We start from the raw sequence: 15,877 nt of genomic DNA, 5'->3' as shown, positions 1-15,877 counted from the left end.
CAGGCGCGAGCATGAGGAGCATCGTTGAGCAGGTTGCGTTGGCTGACCGCTGGGGAATCCCACGGACCCGCGCTGGTCGCGACGCTGGAGGGTCTTCCCGCCGGCGTCCCGGTCACCACAGAGCTGGTGGCGGACCACCTCGCGCGGCGACGTCTCGGCTATGGGCGTGGCGCCCGGATGAAGTTCGAGCAGGACGAGATCACCTTCCTCGGCGGCGTCCGCCACGGGCTCTCCCTCGGCTCCCCGATCGCCGTCATGGTCGGCAACACCGAGTGGCCCAAGTGGGAGAAGGTCATGTCGGCCGACCCGGTCGACCCCTCGGAGCTCAAGGAGACGGGCCGCAACGCCCCCCTGACCCGGCCCCGGCCCGGCCACGCCGACCTGGCCGGCATGCAGAAGTACGGCTTCGACGAGGCCCGGCCGATCCTGGAGCGCGCCAGCGCCCGTGAGACCGCCGCCCGTGTCGCCCTCGGCGCGATCGCCCGCTCCTTCATCAAGGAGACCGCGGGCATCGACATCGTCTCGCACGTCGTCGAGCTGGCCGCCGCCAAGGCCCCGTACGGCGTCTACCCGACCCCCGCCGACGTCGAGAAGCTCGACGCCGACCCGGTCCGCTGCCTCGACGCCGACGCGTCGAAGGCGATGGTCGCCGAGATCGACCAGGCCCACAAGGACGGCGACACGCTCGGTGGCGTCGTCGAGGTCCTCGCCTACGGCGTGCCCGTCGGGCTCGGCTCGCACGTCCACTGGGACCGGCGCCTCGACGCCCGGCTCGCGGCCGCTCTCATGGGCATCCAGGCCATCAAGGGCGTCGAGGTCGGCGACGGCTTCGACCTCGCCCGCGTGCCCGGCTCCCAGGCCCACGACGAGATCGTGAGGACCGACGACGGCCTCAGGCGCACCTCCGGCCGCTCCGGCGGCACCGAGGGCGGCCTGACCACCGGTGAGCTGCTGCGCGTCCGCGCCGCGATGAAGCCCATCGCGACCGTCCCCCGCGCGCTCGCCACCGTCGACGTCGCCACCGGCGAGGCCACCCAGGCCCACCACCAGCGCTCCGACGTGTGCGCCGTCCCCGCCGCCGGCATCGTCGCCGAGGCCATGGTCGCGCTGGTCCTCGCGGACGCGGTCGTCGAGAAGTTCGGCGGCGACTCGGTCCCCGAGACCCGCCGCAACGTCCGGTCGTACCTCGACAACCTGCACATCCGGTGACCGCCGGACCTCTGGTCGTCCTCGTCGGACCCATGGGATCCGGCAAGTCCACGGTGGGCGCGCTCCTGGCCGAACGGCTCGGCGCGCCCTACCGGGACACCGACGCCGACATCGTCGCCGCCGAGGGACGCGAGATCTCCGACATCTTCGTCGAGGACGGCGAGGAGCACTTCCGCGCCCTCGAACGGGCCGCCGTCGCCACGGCCGTCGCCGAGCACGAGGGCGTCCTCGCCCTGGGCGGCGGCGCGGTCCTCGACGCCGGAACCCGCACCCTGCTCGCCGGGCTGCCCGTCGCGTACCTCTCGATGGACGTCGACGAGGCGGTCCGCCGGGTCGGCCTCAACGCCGCGCGGCCGCTGCTCGCGGTCAACCCGCGCCGCCAGTGGCGCGAGCTGATGGAGGCGCGCCGCCACCTGTACACCGAAGTCGCCCGGGCCGTCGTCACCACCGACGACCGCACCCCCGAAGAGGTCGCGGACGCGGTCCTCGCGGCACTGGATCTGAAGAAGGACGCATGACGACGGACCAGGAAGTCACCCGCATCCAGGTCGCGGGCAGCGCGGGCACGGATCCGTACGAGGTGCTGGTCGGCCGGCAGCTGCTCGACGAGCTCCCGGGTCTGATCGGCACCCAGGCCAAGCGGGTCGCCGTGATCCACCCCGAGGCGCTCGCCGACACCGGCGAGGCGCTCCGCGCGGACCTGGCCGACCAGGGGTACGAGACGGTCGCCATCCAGGTGCCGAACGCCGAGGAGGCGAAGACCGTGGAGGTCGCCGCCTACTGCTGGAAGGCGCTGGGCCAGACCGGCTTCACCCGCAGCGACGTCATCGTGGGCGTCGGCGGCGGCGCCACCACCGACCTGGCCGGCTTCGTGGCCGCGACCTGGCTGCGCGGCGTGCGCTGGATCGCCGTACCCACGACGGTCCTCGCCATGGTCGACGCGGCCGTCGGCGGCAAGACGGGCATCAACACCGCCGAGGGCAAGAACCTCGTCGGCGCCTTCCACCCGCCCGCCGGCGTCCTCTGCGACCTGGCGGCCCTCGACTCGCTGCCGGTGCACGACTACGTCAGCGGTCTCGCGGAGATCATCAAGGCCGGCTTCATCGTCGACCCGGTGATCCTCGACCTCATCGAGGAGGACCCGGAGGCCGCCCGCACCCCCGCCGGGCCGCACACCGCCGAGCTGCTCGTCCGCTCGATCAAGGTGAAGGCGGAGGTCGTCTCCGGCGACCTGAAGGAGTCCGGCCGCCGGGAGATCCTCAACTACGGCCACACCCTCGCCCACGCCATCGAGAAGAACGAGCGGTACAAGTGGCGCCACGGCGCCGCCGTCTCCGTCGGCATGGTCTTCGCCGCCGAACTCGGCCGGCTCGCCGGGCGGCTCGACGACGCCACCGCCGACCGGCACCGCGCGATCCTGGAGTCCGTCGGGCTGCCGCTCACCTACCGCGGCGACCAGTGGCCCAAGCTCCTGGAGACCATGCGGGTCGACAAGAAGTCCCGCGGCGACCTGCTCCGCTTCATCGTGCTCGACGGGATCGGCAAGCCCACCGTCCTGGAGGGCCCCGACCCGGCGGTCCTGATCGCGGCGTACGGCGAGGTGTCGGCGTGAGCGAGCCCCGTCCGGTTCTGGTGCTCAACGGCCCCAACCTGGGCCGGCTCGGCTCCCGTGAGCCCGACATCTACGGCGCCACCTCCTACAAGGGGCTCGTCGAGTCCTGCAGGACCCTCGGCGCGGAGCTCGGCTTCGACGTCGAGGTGCGGGAGACGAACGACGAGGGCGAGATGATCCGCTGGCTCCACGAGGCCGCGGACACGTCGACCCCCGTGGTGATCAACCCGGGCGCGTTCACGCACTACTCGTACGGGATGCGTGACGCCGCCGCCCAGCGGACCGCGCCGTTGATCGAGGTCCACATCTCGAACCCGTACGCGCGGGAGGAGTTCCGGCACACCTCGGTCGTCGCGGCCGTGGCGACCGGCACGGTGGCCGGGTTCGGGATCGGGTCCTACCGGCTGGCCCTTCGGGCGCTCGCCGAGGAACTGGCGGGCTGACCGGGCACCAGGGGGCGTCCCCGGCCGTTCCCCCTGTGGGGGCCGGGGGCGGTAACGTTCCGGCGGCACCGGATACATCAGGCGTACGAGACGGAGTGGCACCGGATGCAGCACGCAGTGGGGGGTCCGCTGCCACCGCCCGAGCGATCGGGTCAGGCGCCGGGGCCCGGCATCGTTCCCGTTCCCGCGAGCGGCGTTCCCCTGAGCGCGGCTCCCGCGAGCGGCGCGGGGAGCGGCCCGCAGCAGGGCGGGCAGCCGCCCGTACCGCCCTCGCCTCCCCAGGCGGTGGCGCACCCGGGGACGCCCGCGGGAGCGGCGCCTTCGGGGCCGCCCGCGGGATCGCCTGCCGGACCGCCCCCGGGAGCACCCGCCGGACCCCCTTCGGGGCCGTCCGCCGGCCTGGCTGCCGCTGGGTCACCACCGGCAGGGCCGCCCGCCGGGCCGCCGCCCGCCGGGTCCCGGCTCGGTGTGCACCCGGCCGTCCAGGCCGCGACGTCCCGTCCCGCTCACGGGGCGCCTCCGCAGGCCGCACCGCCTCCGCAGGCCGCCCCGCCTCCGCACGCCGCCCCGCCGCCCTCGGGCTCCGGCGCCGCGGGCTGGGCCGTGCCCTCGCACCAGGCAACGGCGCGGCACCCGGTGGCTCCGCCCGCTCGCGCGGACCTCACCGGCCATGTGCCGCTGCCGCCCGTGGGCGTGCCGCTCGCGCCCCCCGTGGAGCACGGCGCCGGTACGGGCACCGCGACGCTCGCCGTGCTGCTGATCGGCCCGGCGGGCGCCGGCAAGACGACCGTCGCCCGGCACTGGGCGCAGCGCCGCCGCGTGCCCACCGCGCACATCAGCCTCGACGACGTGCGCGAGTGGGTCTGCTCCGGCTTCGCCGACCCGCAGTCCGGCTGGAACGAGCACTCCGAGGCGCAGTACCGGCTCGCCCGCCGCACCTGCGGCTTCGCCGCGCGCAACTTCCTCGCCAACGGCATCTCGTGCATCGTCGACGACGCGGTCTTCCCCGACCGGCCCGTCGTCGGCCTCGGCGGCTGGAAGCGCCACGTCGGCCCCGGCCTGCTGCCCGTCGTGCTGCTCCCGGGGCTGGAGATCGTCCTGGAGCGCAACGCCGAGCGCAGCGGCAACCGGCGTCTCTCCGATGAGGAGGTCGCCGCCATCCACGGCCGGATGGCCGGCTGGTACGGCTCGGGGCTGCCGATCATCGACAACTCCACGTACGACGTCGAGACCACCGCCCGGGTCCTCGACGACGTCCTGGCCCGCGCGATAGCCAGCCCGCCCACCTGGTGACCTCCTGGCCCGTCCGGGCGGGACGCCCCCGGGCGCCCCGCCCGGACGGCCGTGCTGAACAGGCCACCGCGGCGCGCTCCTCGTACGCTCGGAGCATGTCAGAGGTGTATGCGGACCGCCGTGTACGGCTGCGCGATCGGTGCGCGGCCGCGGGCAGCCCGGCGGCCCTGGTCTCCCGCCCCGCCAACGTCCGCTATCTCGCGGGCGGTTCGCCCCCCGGCGCCGTCCTCCTCGTCGGGCCGGAGCCGGACGCCGACGTCCTGCTCTGCCCCGTCGCGCCCGGCGGCGAACCGGCCGACGGACGGCTCGACGAGCTGCTCCGCCGGCAGGTCCTGCCGACCGGGGGCGGCGATCCGGCCGTCGCCGCCGTCGACCTCGCCCGCCGGGCGGGCGCCGACGCGCTCGCCGTGGAGGAACACCACCTGACCGTGGCCCGGCACCGGGAGATGGGTTCCATCGCGCCGGGACTGCGGCTCGCCGACCTCGCGTGCGCCGTGGAACAGCTGAGGATCGTCAAGGACGAGGACGAGATCGCCTGCCTCCGGATCGCCGCCGAGATCGCCGACCAGGCGCTCGGGGAGCTTCTGGAGTCGATCCTGGTGGGCCGGACGGAGCGGCACCTCGCCCTGGAGCTGGAGCGGCGGCTCGTCGACCACGGGGCCGACGGGGCCGCCTTCCCCACCTCGGTGGCGACCGGTCCGCATTCCGGGCGGCGCGGGCACCGGCCCACCGACCGCCGGGTCGAGGAGGGTGATTTCCTCTCGGTGTGCCTCGGCGCCGACTACCGCGGCTACCGGTGCGAGATCGGTCGCACGTTCGTCATCGGAACGACGCCGGCCGACTGGCAGATCGAGCTCTACGAGCTCGTCTTCGCCGCTCAGCGGGCCGGCCGGGAGTCCCTCGTACCCGGCGCCGAGTACCGTGACGTGGACCGTGCGGCCCGCCAGATCCTGGACGCGGCGGGGCACGCGGAGGCGGCCGTACCCCTCACCGGGCACGGGGTCGGACTCGAAATCGACGAGGACCCGCAGCTCTCACCCTCCGCCATGGGTAAACTGGACGCTTGTGTGCCGGTCACCGTCGAACCGGGGGTCCACCTCCCGGGCCGGGGCGGGGTCCGGATCGACGACACGCTCGTCGTGCGCCAGGAGGCGGACGGCGGACCCGAGCTACTCACCATCACGACCAAGGAGCTGCTCGCGCTGTGAGGCGCGTACGCCTCCGTGGTCCCACGTCAGTCCAGGAGATTCCGCAACCGTGGCTTCCACGAACGACCTCAAGAACGGCATGGTGCTCAAGCTCGAAGGCGGCCAGCTCTGGTCCGTCATCGAGTTCCAGCACGTCAAGCCCGGCAAGGGCCCGGCCTTCGTGCGCACCAAGCTCAAGAACGTGCTGTCCGGCAAGGTCGTCGACAAGACCTTCAACGCCGGCGTGAAGGTCGACACGGCCACCATCGACCGCCGCGACATGCAGTTCTCCTACATGGACGGCGACTACTTCGTCTTCATGGACATGGAGACGTACGACCAGCTGATGGTCGAGCGCAAGGCCGTCGGCGACACCGCCAACTTCCTCATCGAGGGCTTCACCGCCTCCGTCGCCCAGCACGAGGGCGAGGTGCTCTACGTCGAGCTCCCGGCCGCCGTCGAGCTGACGATCGAGCACACCGACCCGGGCGTCCAGGGCGACCGCTCCACCGGCGGCACCAAGCCGGCCAAGCTGGAGACGGGTTACGAGATGCAGGTCCCGCTCTTCATCACCACCGGTGAGAAGGTCAAGGTCGACACCCGCGACGGCAGCTACCTCGGCCGGGTGAACAAGTAACCGTGGCCGCTCGGAGCAAGGCCCGCAAGCGCGCCTTCCAGATCCTCTTCGAGGCGGACCAGCGCGGAGCCTCCGTCCAGGAGGTCCTCGCGGACCAGATCCGGCACGCGCGGTCGGACGACCGTCAGCCGCCGGTCAACGACTTCACCATGCAGCTGGTCGAGGGGTACGCGGCCCACGTGGCGCGGATCGACGAGCTCATCGCGACCTACGCGGTGGACTGGGACCTCGACCGGATGCCGGTCGCCGACCGGAACATCGTGCGCCTCGGTGCGTACGAGCTGATCTGGGAGGACGGTACGCCGGACGCGGTCGCGATCGACGAGGCGGTGCAACTCGCCAAGGAGTTCTCCACGGACGAGTCCCCGACCTTCGTCAACGGCCTGCTCGCGCGCTTCAAGGACTTGAAGCCGCGGCTGCGCCGGGACACCGAGGCCTGAGCCGGCCTGAGTCCTCGGACGTCACCGGCGGTCGAAGGGGCCCGCAGCATTCGTGCTGCGGGCCCCTTCGGCGTTCCCCGGGCTCCCCGTGGGCTCTCCGGGCTCCCCGGTGGGTTCCCTGGGCTTGCTGGGTTCCCTGTGGCGGGTGAGACGAAAGACGCCGGGCCCGTGGACGTCGGATGACGTCCACGGGCCCGGCGGTACGTTTCTGCTGAGCCTCCGGCAGGAAGCGGCAGGTCAGTTGTCCTCGTGGGCGACCGCGCGGCGCGCGTCCGCGTCGAGGACGCCCCAGCTGATCAGCTGCTCGGTGAGGACCGAGGGGGACTGGTCGTAGATGACGGCGAGGGTGCGCAGGTCGTCCTGGCGGATCGACAGCACCTTGCCGTTGTAGTCGCCGCGCTGCGACTGGATCGTCGCCGCGTAGCGCTGGAGCGGGCCCGCCTTCTCCTGCGGGACGTGGGCCAGGCGCTCCAGGTCCAGGACCAGCTTCGGCGGCGGCTCGGCGGCTCCGCCCGGAGTCGTGCCCGGCAGGAGCTCCTGCACCGGCACCCCGTAGAAATCAGCCAGCTCGGCAAGGCGCTGCACGGTCACCGCGCGGTCGCCACGCTCGTACGAGCCCACCACGACGGCCTTCCAGCGCCCCTGGGACTTCTCCTCCACCCCGTGGAGGGAGAGACCCTGCTGGGTGCGGATGGCGCGGAGTTTGGCCCCGAGCTGCTTTGCGTATTCGCTGGACATAACGCTCCCGGACGCTGTGACGACATGCGGCTGCGCCGCGCGGCTGGTAACTCACTGTGAGGTTACGCAGCGTTACTCTTTCCCGTCAAGCCGAAAGGTCCGCACCACCCCCTCCCGAGGGGCGGTGCGCGGAGTGGCGACCGGGGGGCGAGCAGGACGGCCGACCGGTACTGGTAACGTTGACGGCGCAAATCCGACGTCCTTTAAGAGCCGTCCCGTGAGGCGGAGAAGGAGGTCCGTTTCTTCATGGACACCCAGCAGCAGTACGGCGACGACGCGCGGCCCGTTCTCGAGGCCCCGGACATCGCGCGGGTCCTCACCCGCATCGCACACGAGATCGTCGAGCGCGCCAAGGGCGCGGACGACGTGGTTCTCCTCGGCATTCCCACCCGCGGTGTCTTCCTCGCCCGCCGGCTCGCCGAGAAGCTCGAATCGATCACCGGCACCAGGATCCCGGTCGGATCCCTCGACATCACCATGTACCGGGACGACCTGCGGCTGAAGCCCGCCCGTGCCATCGGCCGCACCGAGATCCCCGGTGACGGCATCGACGGCCGTCTGGTCGTCCTCGTCGACGACGTGCTCTTCTCCGGCCGCACCATCCGCGCCGCCCTCGACGCCCTCGGCGACATCGGCCGGCCCCGCGCCGTCCAGCTCGCCGTCCTCGTCGACCGCGGCCACCGCGAGCTTCCGATCCGGGCCGACTACGTCGGCAAGAACCTCCCCACGTCGCTGCGGGAGACGGTCAAGGTCCAGCTCGCCGAGGAGGACGGTCGCGACACCGTCCTGCTCGGCTCCAGGCCCTCCGCCTAGCCGGACCGGCTTCCCCCGCGGGGCCGGGGCACACCCCTGCGCCCCCGCATGCCCTCACACCTCCCCACCACGGAGAGACACCCCGATGATGCGTCACCTCATCTCGGCCGCCGACCTCACCCGCGACGACGCCGTCCTGATCCTCGACACCGCCGAGGAGATGGCCCGGGTGGCCGACCGGCCCATCAGAAAGCTGCCGACGCTGCGCGGCCGGACCATCTGCAACCTCTTCTTCGAGGACTCCACGCGGACCCGGATCTCCTTCGAGGCCGCCGAGAAGCGCCTCTCCGCCGACGTGATCAACTTCACGGCCAAGGGCTCCAGCGTCTCCAAGGGCGAGTCCCTCAAGGACACCGCGCAGACCCTGGAGGCCATGGGCGTCGACGCGGTCGTCATCCGGCACAGCGCCTCCGGAGCCCCGTACCGCCTCGCCACCTCCGGCTGGATCGACGCCCCCGTCGTCAACGCGGGCGACGGCACCCACCAGCACCCCACCCAGGCCCTCCTCGACGCCTTCACCATGCGCCGCCGCCTGGTCGGCAGGGACGCCGGGCTCGGTCGGGACCTCGCGGGCAAGCGGATCACGCTCGTCGGTGACGTCCTGCACAGCCGGGTCGCCCGCTCCAACGTCGACCTGCTGCACACCCTCGGCGCCGAGGTCACCCTGGTGGCCCCGCCCACCCTGGTCCCCGTCGGCGTCGAGACCTGGCCCTGCGAGGTCTCGTACGACCTCGACCGGGTGCTGCCGAAGTCGGACGCGGTCATGATGCTGCGTGTGCAGCGCGAGCGGATGAACGCCGCCTTCTTCCCCACCGAGCGCGAGTACTCGCGCCGGTACGGGCTCGACGGCGACCGGATGGCGAAGATGCCCGAGCACGCCATCGTCATGCACCCCGGCCCCATGGTCCGCGGCATGGAGATCACCGCCGAGGTCGCCGACTCCGACCGCTGCACGGTCGTCGAGCAGGTCGCCAACGGCGTGTCCATCCGGATGGCGGTCCTCTACCTGCTTCTGGGCGGCAACGACTCGGCCGTCACCCACACCCGTACCGAGGAGAACAAGTAACCATGAGCAAGATCCTTATCCGCGGTGCGCAGGTGCTGGGCGGCGAGGTCCAGGACGTCCTGGTCGACGGCGAGACCATCGAGCAGGTCGGTACGGACCTGTCCGCCGAGGGCGCCACCGTCATCGAGGCACAGGGCCGGATCCTGCTGCCCGGCCTGGTCGACCTCCACACCCACCTGCGCGAGCCCGGCCGCGAGGACTCCGAGACCGTTCTCACCGGCACCCGCGCCGCCGCCTCAGGCGGCTTCACCGCCGTCTTCGCCATGGCCAACACCCACCCGGTCGCCGACACCGCCGGTGTCGTCGAGCAGGTCTACCGCCTCGGCAAGGAGTCCGGCTACTGCGACGTGCAGCCCATCGGCGCCGTCACCGTCGGCCTGGAGGGCAAGAAGCTCGCCGAGCTCGGCGCCATGCACGACTCCGCCGCCGGCGTCACGGTCTTCTCCGACGACGGCAAGTGCGTCGACGACGCCGTCATCATGCGCCGCGCCCTGGAGTACGTGAAGGCCTTCGGCGGCGTCGTCGCCCAGCACGCCCAGGAGCCCCGCCTCACCGAGGGCGCCCAGATGAACGAGGGCATCGTCTCCGCCGAGCTGGGCCTCGGCGGCTGGCCCGCCGTCGCCGAGGAGTCGATCATCGCCCGCGACGTCCTCCTCGCCGAGCACGTCGGCTCCCGCGTCCACATCTGCCACCTCTCCACCGCCGGCTCCGTCGAGATCGTCCGCTGGGCCAAGTCCCGCGGCATCGACGTCACCGCCGAGGTCACCCCCCACCACCTCCTCCTCACGGACGAGCTGGTCCGCTCGTACGACCCCGTCTACAAGGTCAACCCGCCGCTGCGCACCGAGAAGGACGTCCTCGCGCTGCGCGAGGCCCTGGCCGACGGCACGATCGACATCGTCGCCACCGACCACGCCCCGCACCCCCACGAGGACAAGGACTGCGAGTGGGCCGCGGCCGCCATGGGCATGGTCGGCCTGGAGACCGCCCTCTCCGTCGTCCAGCAGACGATGGTCGAGACCGGCCTCCTCGACTGGGCCGGCGTCGCCGACCGCATGTCCTTCGCGCCCGCCCGCATCGGACGGGCCAAGGGCCACGGACGACCCGTCTCGGCAGGTGAGCCCGCGAACCTGACCCTGGTCGATCCGGCTTACCGTGGTGTGGTGGACCCCGCGGACTTCGCCTCCCGCAGCCGAAACACCCCCTACGAGGGCCGTGAGCTGCCGGGACGCGTCACCCACACCTTCCTGCGGGGCCGGGCAACGGTCGTGGACGGGAAGCTGGCGTGACACCACTCATCGCAATCGCCGCAGAGGCAGCCGATCAGAAGTCGGCGGAGGTGACCGACTGGGCCGGAAGGATCGGCTGGGTCGTCGGGCTCCTGCTCTTCATCGCCTTCGTCTACTGGCTGATGCGCCAGGGCTGGAAGTGGCGCGGCAGCCTCCAGTCGGACCTGCCCGAGCTGCCCACCGCGCCGCAGACGGCCGGTGCGGCGAAACTGACTCTCAGCGGGCGCTACCACGGGTCCACGACCGCCGGGCAGTGGCTCGACCGGATCGTCGCCCACGGCCTCGGCACCCGCAGCCGCGTCGAGCTCACGCTCACCGACGCCGGACTCGCCGTCGTACGCCCCGGGGCGAACGACTTCTTCGTCCCGGCCGAGGCCCTGCGTGAGGCCCGCCTCGACAAGGGCATCGCCGGCAAGGTCCTCGCCGAGGGCGGCCTGCTGATCATCACCTGGGCGCACGGCGACAAGCTGCTCGACTCCGGCTTCCGGTCCGACCGGGCGGCCGAGCACACCGCCTGGGTCGAGGCCATCAACTCCATGAACCCCGTAAGCACGACGGAAGGCATCGCACGATGACGACCTCCACCAGGGGAGCCGTGAAGGTTCCCGCCGTACTCGTCCTGGAGGACGGCCGCACCTTCAGCGGCCGCGCCTACGGGGCCGTGGGGGAGACCTTCGGCGAGGCCGTGTTCTCCACCGGCATGTCCGGGTACCAGGAGACCCTCACCGACCCGTCGTACCACCGCCAGGTCGTGGTCATGACCGCCCCGCACGTCGGCAACACCGGCGTCAACGACGAGGACCCCGAGTCCGGCCGCATCTGGGTCTCCGGCTACGTCGTCCGCGACCCCGCCCGCGTCTCCTCCAACTGGCGCGCCACCCGCACCCTCGACGAGGAACTGGAGCGCCAGGGCGTCGTCGGCATCTCCGGCATCGACACCCGCGCCCTCACCCGCCACCTGCGAGAGCGGGGCGCCATGCGCGTCGGCATCTTCTCCGGCACCGCGTTGAACAGCGGCTCCGGCGCGGGTGTCGCCCCCGAGGCCGAGCTGCTCTCCCGCGTGCAGGCGCAGCCCCAGATGAAGGGCGCGAACCTCTACGCCGAGGTCGCCACCAAGGAGCCGTACGTCGTCCCCGCGATCGGCGAGAAGAAGTTCACCGTCGCCGCCGTCGACCTCGGCATCAAGGGCATGACCCCGCACCGGATGGCCGAGCGCGGCATCGAGGTGCACGTGCTGCCCGCCACCGCCACCGCCGAGGACGTCTACGCGGTGGACCCGGACGGCGTCTTCTTCTCCAACGGCCCCGGCGACCCGGCCACCGCCGACGGTCCCGTCGCCGTCATGCAGGCAGTCCTGGAGCGCGGGACGCCGCTCTTCGGCATCTGCTTCGGCAACCAGATCCTCGGCCGCGCCCTCGGCTTCGGCACCTACAAGCTGAAGTACGGCCACCGCGGCATCAACCAGCCCGTCCAGGACCGCACCACCGGCAAGGTCGAGGTCACCGCGCACAACCACGGCTTCGCCGTCGACGCGCCCCTCGACAAGGTCTCCGACACCCCCTACGGGCGCGCCGAGGTCTCCCACGTGTGCCTGAACGACAACGTCGTGGAAGGCCTGCGGCTGCTCGACCAGCCGGCCTTCTCCGTCCAGTACCACCCCGAGGCGGCCGCGGGCCCGCACGACGCCGCGTACCTCTTCGACCGCTTCGTATCCCTCATGGAGGCCGAGCGTGCCTAAGCGCACCGATATCCAGTCCGTCCTGGTCATCGGCTCCGGCCCGATCGTCATCGGCCAGGCCGCCGAGTTCGACTACTCCGGCACCCAGGCCTGCCGCGTCCTCAAGGCCGAGGGCCTGCGGGTCATCCTGGTCAACTCCAACCCGGCCACGATCATGACCGACCCGGAGATCGCCGACGCCACGTACGTCGAGCCGATCACCCCCGAGTTCGTCGAGAAGATCATCGCCAAGGAGCGCCCCGACGCCCTCCTGCCCACCCTCGGCGGCCAGACCGCGCTCAACACCGCGATCTCCATGCACGAGCAGGGCGTCCTGGAGAAGTACGGCGTCGAGCTCATCGGCGCCAACGTCGAGGCCATCAACAAGGGCGAGGACCGCGACCTCTTCAAGGGCGTCGTCGAGGCCGTCAAGGCCAAGATCGGCTACGGCGAGTCCGCCCGCTCGGTCATCTGCCACACCATGGACGACGTCATCAAGGGCGTCGACACCCTCGGCGGCTACCCCGTCGTCGTCCGCCCCTCCTTCACCATGGGCGGCGCCGGCTCCGGCTTCGCCCACGACGAGGACGAGCTGCGCCGCATCGCGGGCCAGGGCCTCACTCTCTCCCCGACCACCGAGGTGCTCCTGGAGGAGTCCATCCTCGGCTGGAAGGAGTACGAGCTGGAGCTGATGCGCGACAAGAACGACAACGTCGTGGTCGTCTGCTCCATCGAGAACTTCGACCCGATGGGCGTCCACACCGGTGACTCGATCACCGTCGCCCCGGCGATGACGCTCACCGACCGCGAGTACCAGCGGCTGCGCGACATCGGCATCGCGATCATCCGCGAGGTCGGCGTCGACACCGGCGGCTGCAACATCCAGTTCGCGATCGACCCGGTCGACGGCCGGATCATCGTCATCGAGATGAACCCGCGTGTCTCCCGCTCCTCGGCGCTCGCCTCCAAGGCGACCGGCTTCCCGATCGCCAAGATCGCGGCCCGCCTCGCCGTCGGCTACACGCTGGACGAGATCCCCAACGACATCACGGAGAAGACCCCGGCGTCCTTCGAGCCCACGCTCGACTACGTCGTCGTCAAGGCCCCGCGCTTCGCCTTCGAGAAGTTCCCCTCCGCCGACTCCACGCTGACCACGACCATGAAGTCGGTCGGCGAGGCCATGGCGATCGGCCGCAACTTCACCGAGGCGCTCCAGAAGGCCCTGCGCTCCCTGGAGAAGAAGGGCTCGCAGTTCACCTTCGTCGGCGAGCCCGGCGACAAGGCCGAGCTGCTCCGCGAGTCGGTCCGCCCGACCGACGGCCGCATCAACACCGTCATGCAGGCCATCCGGGCCGGCGCCACCCCGCAGGAGGTCTTCGACGCCACGAAGATCGACCCGTGGTTCGTCGACCAGCTCTTCCTGATCAAGGAGATCGCCGACGAGCTGGCCGCCGCCGACAAGCTCGACCCGGAGATCCTCGCCGAGGCCAAGCGCCACGGCTTCTCCGACGCCCAGATCGCAGAGATCCGCGGTCTGCGCGAGGACGTCGTCCGCGAGGTCCGGCACGCCCTGGGCGTCCGCCCGGTCTACAAGACGGTCGACACCTGCGCCGCCGAGTTCGCCGCCAAGACCCCGTACTTCTACTCCTCGTACGACGAGGAGAGCGAGGTCGCGCCGCGCACCAAGCCCGCCGTGATCATCCTGGGCTCCGGCCCGAACCGCATCGGCCAGGGCATCGAGTTCGACTACTCCTGCGTCCACGCCTCCTTCGCGCTCAGCGACGCGGGCTACGAGACCGTGATGGTCAACTGCAACCCGGAGACCGTCTCCACGGACTACGACACCTCCGACCGTCTGTACTTCGAGCCGCTCACGCTCGAGGACGTCCTGGAGATCGTCCACGCCGAGACGCTGGCCGGCCCCGTCGCCGGTGTCGTCGTCCAGCTCGGCGGCCAGACCCCGCTGGGCCTGTCCCAGGCGCTCAAGGACAACGGCGTGACCGTCGTCGGCACCTCCCCGGAGGCCATCCACGCCGCCGAGGACCGCGGCGCCTTCGGCCAGGTCCTCGCCGAGGCCGGTCTCCCCGCCCCCAAGCACGGCACCGCGACCACCTTCGCCGGCGCCAAGGCCATCGCCGACGAGATCGGCTACCCCGTCCTCGTACGCCCCTCGTACGTGCTCGGCGGCCGCGGCATGGAGATCGTCTACGACGAGTCCCGCCTGGAGTCGTACATCGCCGAGTCCACCGAGATCAGCCCCACCCGGCCGGTCCTGGTCGACCGCTTCCTCGACGACGCCATCGAGATCGACGTCGACGCCCTCTACGACGGCGAGGAGCTCTACCTCGGCGGCGTCATGGAGCACATCGAGGAAGCCGGCATCCACTCCGGCGACTCGGCCTGCGCCCTGCCCCCGATCACCCTCGGCGGCTTCGACATCAAGCGGCTGCGCGCCTCCACCGAGGCCATCGCCAAGGGCGTCGGCGTGCGCGGTCTGATCAACATCCAGTTCGCGATGGCCGGCGACATCCTCTACGTCCTGGAGGCCAACCCGCGCGCCTCCCGGACCGTCCCCTTCACCTCGAAGGCGACCGCCGTCCCGCTCGCGAAGGCCGCCGCCCGCATCTCGCTCGGCGCCACCATCGCCGAGCTGCGCGCCGAGGGCCTGCTGCCGAGGACCGGCGACGGCGGCACCCTGCCGCTCGACGCGCCGATCTCCGTCAAGGAGGCCGTCATGCCGTGGTCGCGCTTCCGCGACGTGCACGGCCGCGGCGTCGACACCGTCCTCGGCCCGGAGATGCGCTCCACCGGCGAGGTCATGGGCATCGACGCGGTCTTCGGCACGGCGTACGCCAAGTCCCAGGCCGGCGCCTACGGCCCGCTGCCCACCAAGGGCCGCGCGTTCATCTCGGTCGCCAACCGCGACAAGCGCACGATGATCTTCCCGGCGCGCGAGCTCGTCGCCCACGGCTTCGAGCTGATGGCCACCTCCGGCACCGCCGAGGTCCTGCGCCGCAACGGCATCAACGCCACCGTCGTGCGCAAGCTCAGCGAGGGCGAGGGCCCCAACGGCGAGAAGACGATCGTCCAGCTCATCCACGACGGCCAGGTCGACCTGATCGTCAACACCCCCTACGGCACCGGCGGCCGCCTCGACGGCTACGAGATCCGTACGGCGGCGGTCGCCCGCAGCGTCCCCTGCCTCACCACGGTCCAGGCGCTCGCCGCGGCCGTCCAGGGCATCGACGCGCTCAACCGGGGCGACGTGGGCGTCCGCTCGCTCCAGGAGCACGCGGAGCGCCTGACCGCGGCCCGCGACTAGGGCGCGCCCGGCGGATCAGGGGCGCGACCCCGGCCATGATCCGCCGGACACGCCCCTTGCAGCCCGTACGACGAGGGGGACACCGGCAGACCCGCGGTGTCCCCCTCGTCA

15 protein-coding genes are annotated in these 15,877 nt (G+C 71.9%); 14 read left to right on the top strand and 1 reads right to left on the bottom strand.

All coding sequences use genetic code 11. The features are described 5' to 3' along the window. Window positions 1-24 precede the first annotated feature (24 nt). The 8 genes from aroC (at window position 25) to nusB (ending at window position 6,821) form a co-directional block, all read left to right on the top strand. Window positions 25-1,209 carry a chorismate synthase gene (gene aroC / locus ACIA8N_RS20100; RefSeq protein WP_365787526.1) on the top strand — a complete coding sequence of 395 codons (1,185 nt, stop codon included), beginning with the start codon at window positions 25-27 and terminating at the stop codon, window positions 1,207-1,209. Next, window positions 1,206-1,727, top strand: a complete 522-nt coding sequence (locus ACIA8N_RS20095; protein WP_365787524.1) for a shikimate kinase — start codon at window positions 1,206-1,208, stop codon at window positions 1,725-1,727. Before aroC ends, ACIA8N_RS20095 begins: the two co-directional genes overlap by 4 nt. Then, the gene (gene aroB / locus ACIA8N_RS20090; protein WP_030551906.1) at window positions 1,724-2,821 is read left to right on the top strand and encodes a 3-dehydroquinate synthase; all 1,098 of its coding nucleotides are present in this window, start codon (window positions 1,724-1,726) and stop codon (window positions 2,819-2,821) included. The genes ACIA8N_RS20095 and aroB overlap by 4 nt, the downstream gene beginning before the upstream one ends. Next, the gene (aroQ, locus tag ACIA8N_RS20085; RefSeq protein WP_365787522.1) at window positions 2,818-3,264 is read left to right on the top strand and encodes a type II 3-dehydroquinate dehydratase; all 447 of its coding nucleotides are present in this window, start codon (window positions 2,818-2,820) and stop codon (window positions 3,262-3,264) included. The genes aroB and aroQ overlap by 4 nt, the downstream gene beginning before the upstream one ends. A gap of 399 nt (window positions 3,265-3,663) precedes the next feature. Further along, window positions 3,664-4,557, top strand: a complete 894-nt coding sequence (locus ACIA8N_RS20080) for an AAA family ATPase (protein ID WP_399416753.1) — start codon at window positions 3,664-3,666, stop codon at window positions 4,555-4,557. 95 nt (window positions 4,558-4,652) lie between these two features. After that, window positions 4,653-5,765: an aminopeptidase P family protein gene (locus ACIA8N_RS20075; RefSeq protein ID WP_365787518.1), complete on the top strand. Its 1,113-nt coding sequence runs from the start codon at window positions 4,653-4,655 to the stop codon at window positions 5,763-5,765. A 49-nt stretch (window positions 5,766-5,814) separates the two neighbouring features. Next, window positions 5,815-6,381 carry an elongation factor P gene (efp, locus tag ACIA8N_RS20070; protein ID WP_365787516.1) on the top strand — a complete coding sequence of 189 codons (567 nt, stop codon included), beginning with the start codon at window positions 5,815-5,817 and terminating at the stop codon, window positions 6,379-6,381. A 2-nt stretch (window positions 6,382-6,383) separates the two neighbouring features. Then, window positions 6,384-6,821, top strand: a complete 438-nt coding sequence (gene nusB, locus ACIA8N_RS20065) for a transcription antitermination factor NusB (protein WP_365787514.1) — start codon at window positions 6,384-6,386, stop codon at window positions 6,819-6,821. Between the two features lie 237 nt (window positions 6,822-7,058). On the opposite strand, the gene bldD is transcribed toward nusB, so the two are convergent. Then, window positions 7,059-7,559: a transcriptional regulator BldD gene (bldD, locus tag ACIA8N_RS20060; RefSeq protein ID WP_017242229.1), complete on the bottom strand. Its 501-nt coding sequence runs from the start codon at window positions 7,557-7,559 to the stop codon at window positions 7,059-7,061. A 246-nt stretch (window positions 7,560-7,805) separates the two neighbouring features. Between bldD and pyrR the strand changes: the two genes are divergently transcribed. The 6 genes from pyrR (at window position 7,806) to carB (ending at window position 15,766) form a co-directional block, all read left to right on the top strand. Then, window positions 7,806-8,372 (top strand): bifunctional pyr operon transcriptional regulator/uracil phosphoribosyltransferase PyrR, encoded by a 567-nt coding sequence (gene pyrR, locus ACIA8N_RS20055; protein ID WP_365783507.1) that lies wholly within the window; start codon window positions 7,806-7,808, stop codon window positions 8,370-8,372. 85 nt (window positions 8,373-8,457) lie between these two features. Then, entirely contained in the window at window positions 8,458-9,438 is a 981-nt protein-coding gene (locus ACIA8N_RS20050; protein ID WP_030551911.1) for an aspartate carbamoyltransferase catalytic subunit, read from the top strand. Window positions 9,439-9,440: 2 nt separating this feature from the next. Beyond that, a complete protein-coding gene (locus ACIA8N_RS20045) occupies window positions 9,441-10,727 on the top strand; it encodes a dihydroorotase (RefSeq protein WP_365783505.1) in 1,287 nt (428 codons plus the stop codon). Next, a complete protein-coding gene (locus tag ACIA8N_RS20040; RefSeq protein ID WP_365783503.1) occupies window positions 10,724-11,302 on the top strand; it encodes a hypothetical protein in 579 nt (192 codons plus the stop codon). Before ACIA8N_RS20045 ends, ACIA8N_RS20040 begins: the two co-directional genes overlap by 4 nt. Further along, entirely contained in the window at window positions 11,299-12,465 is a 1,167-nt protein-coding gene (carA, locus tag ACIA8N_RS20035) for a glutamine-hydrolyzing carbamoyl-phosphate synthase small subunit (RefSeq protein WP_365783501.1), read from the top strand. The genes ACIA8N_RS20040 and carA overlap by 4 nt, the downstream gene beginning before the upstream one ends. After that, a complete protein-coding gene (carB, locus tag ACIA8N_RS20030; protein ID WP_365783499.1) occupies window positions 12,458-15,766 on the top strand; it encodes a carbamoyl-phosphate synthase large subunit in 3,309 nt (1,102 codons plus the stop codon). The genes carA and carB overlap by 8 nt, the downstream gene beginning before the upstream one ends. The last annotated feature ends 111 nt before the right edge of the window (window positions 15,767-15,877 follow it).

The organism is Streptomyces sp. NPDC051822 (genome assembly GCF_044452745.1).
Taxonomy (GTDB): Bacteria; Actinomycetota; Actinomycetes; order Streptomycetales; family Streptomycetaceae; genus Streptomyces.
This window is presented reverse-complemented; position numbering and strand designations above follow the sequence as displayed.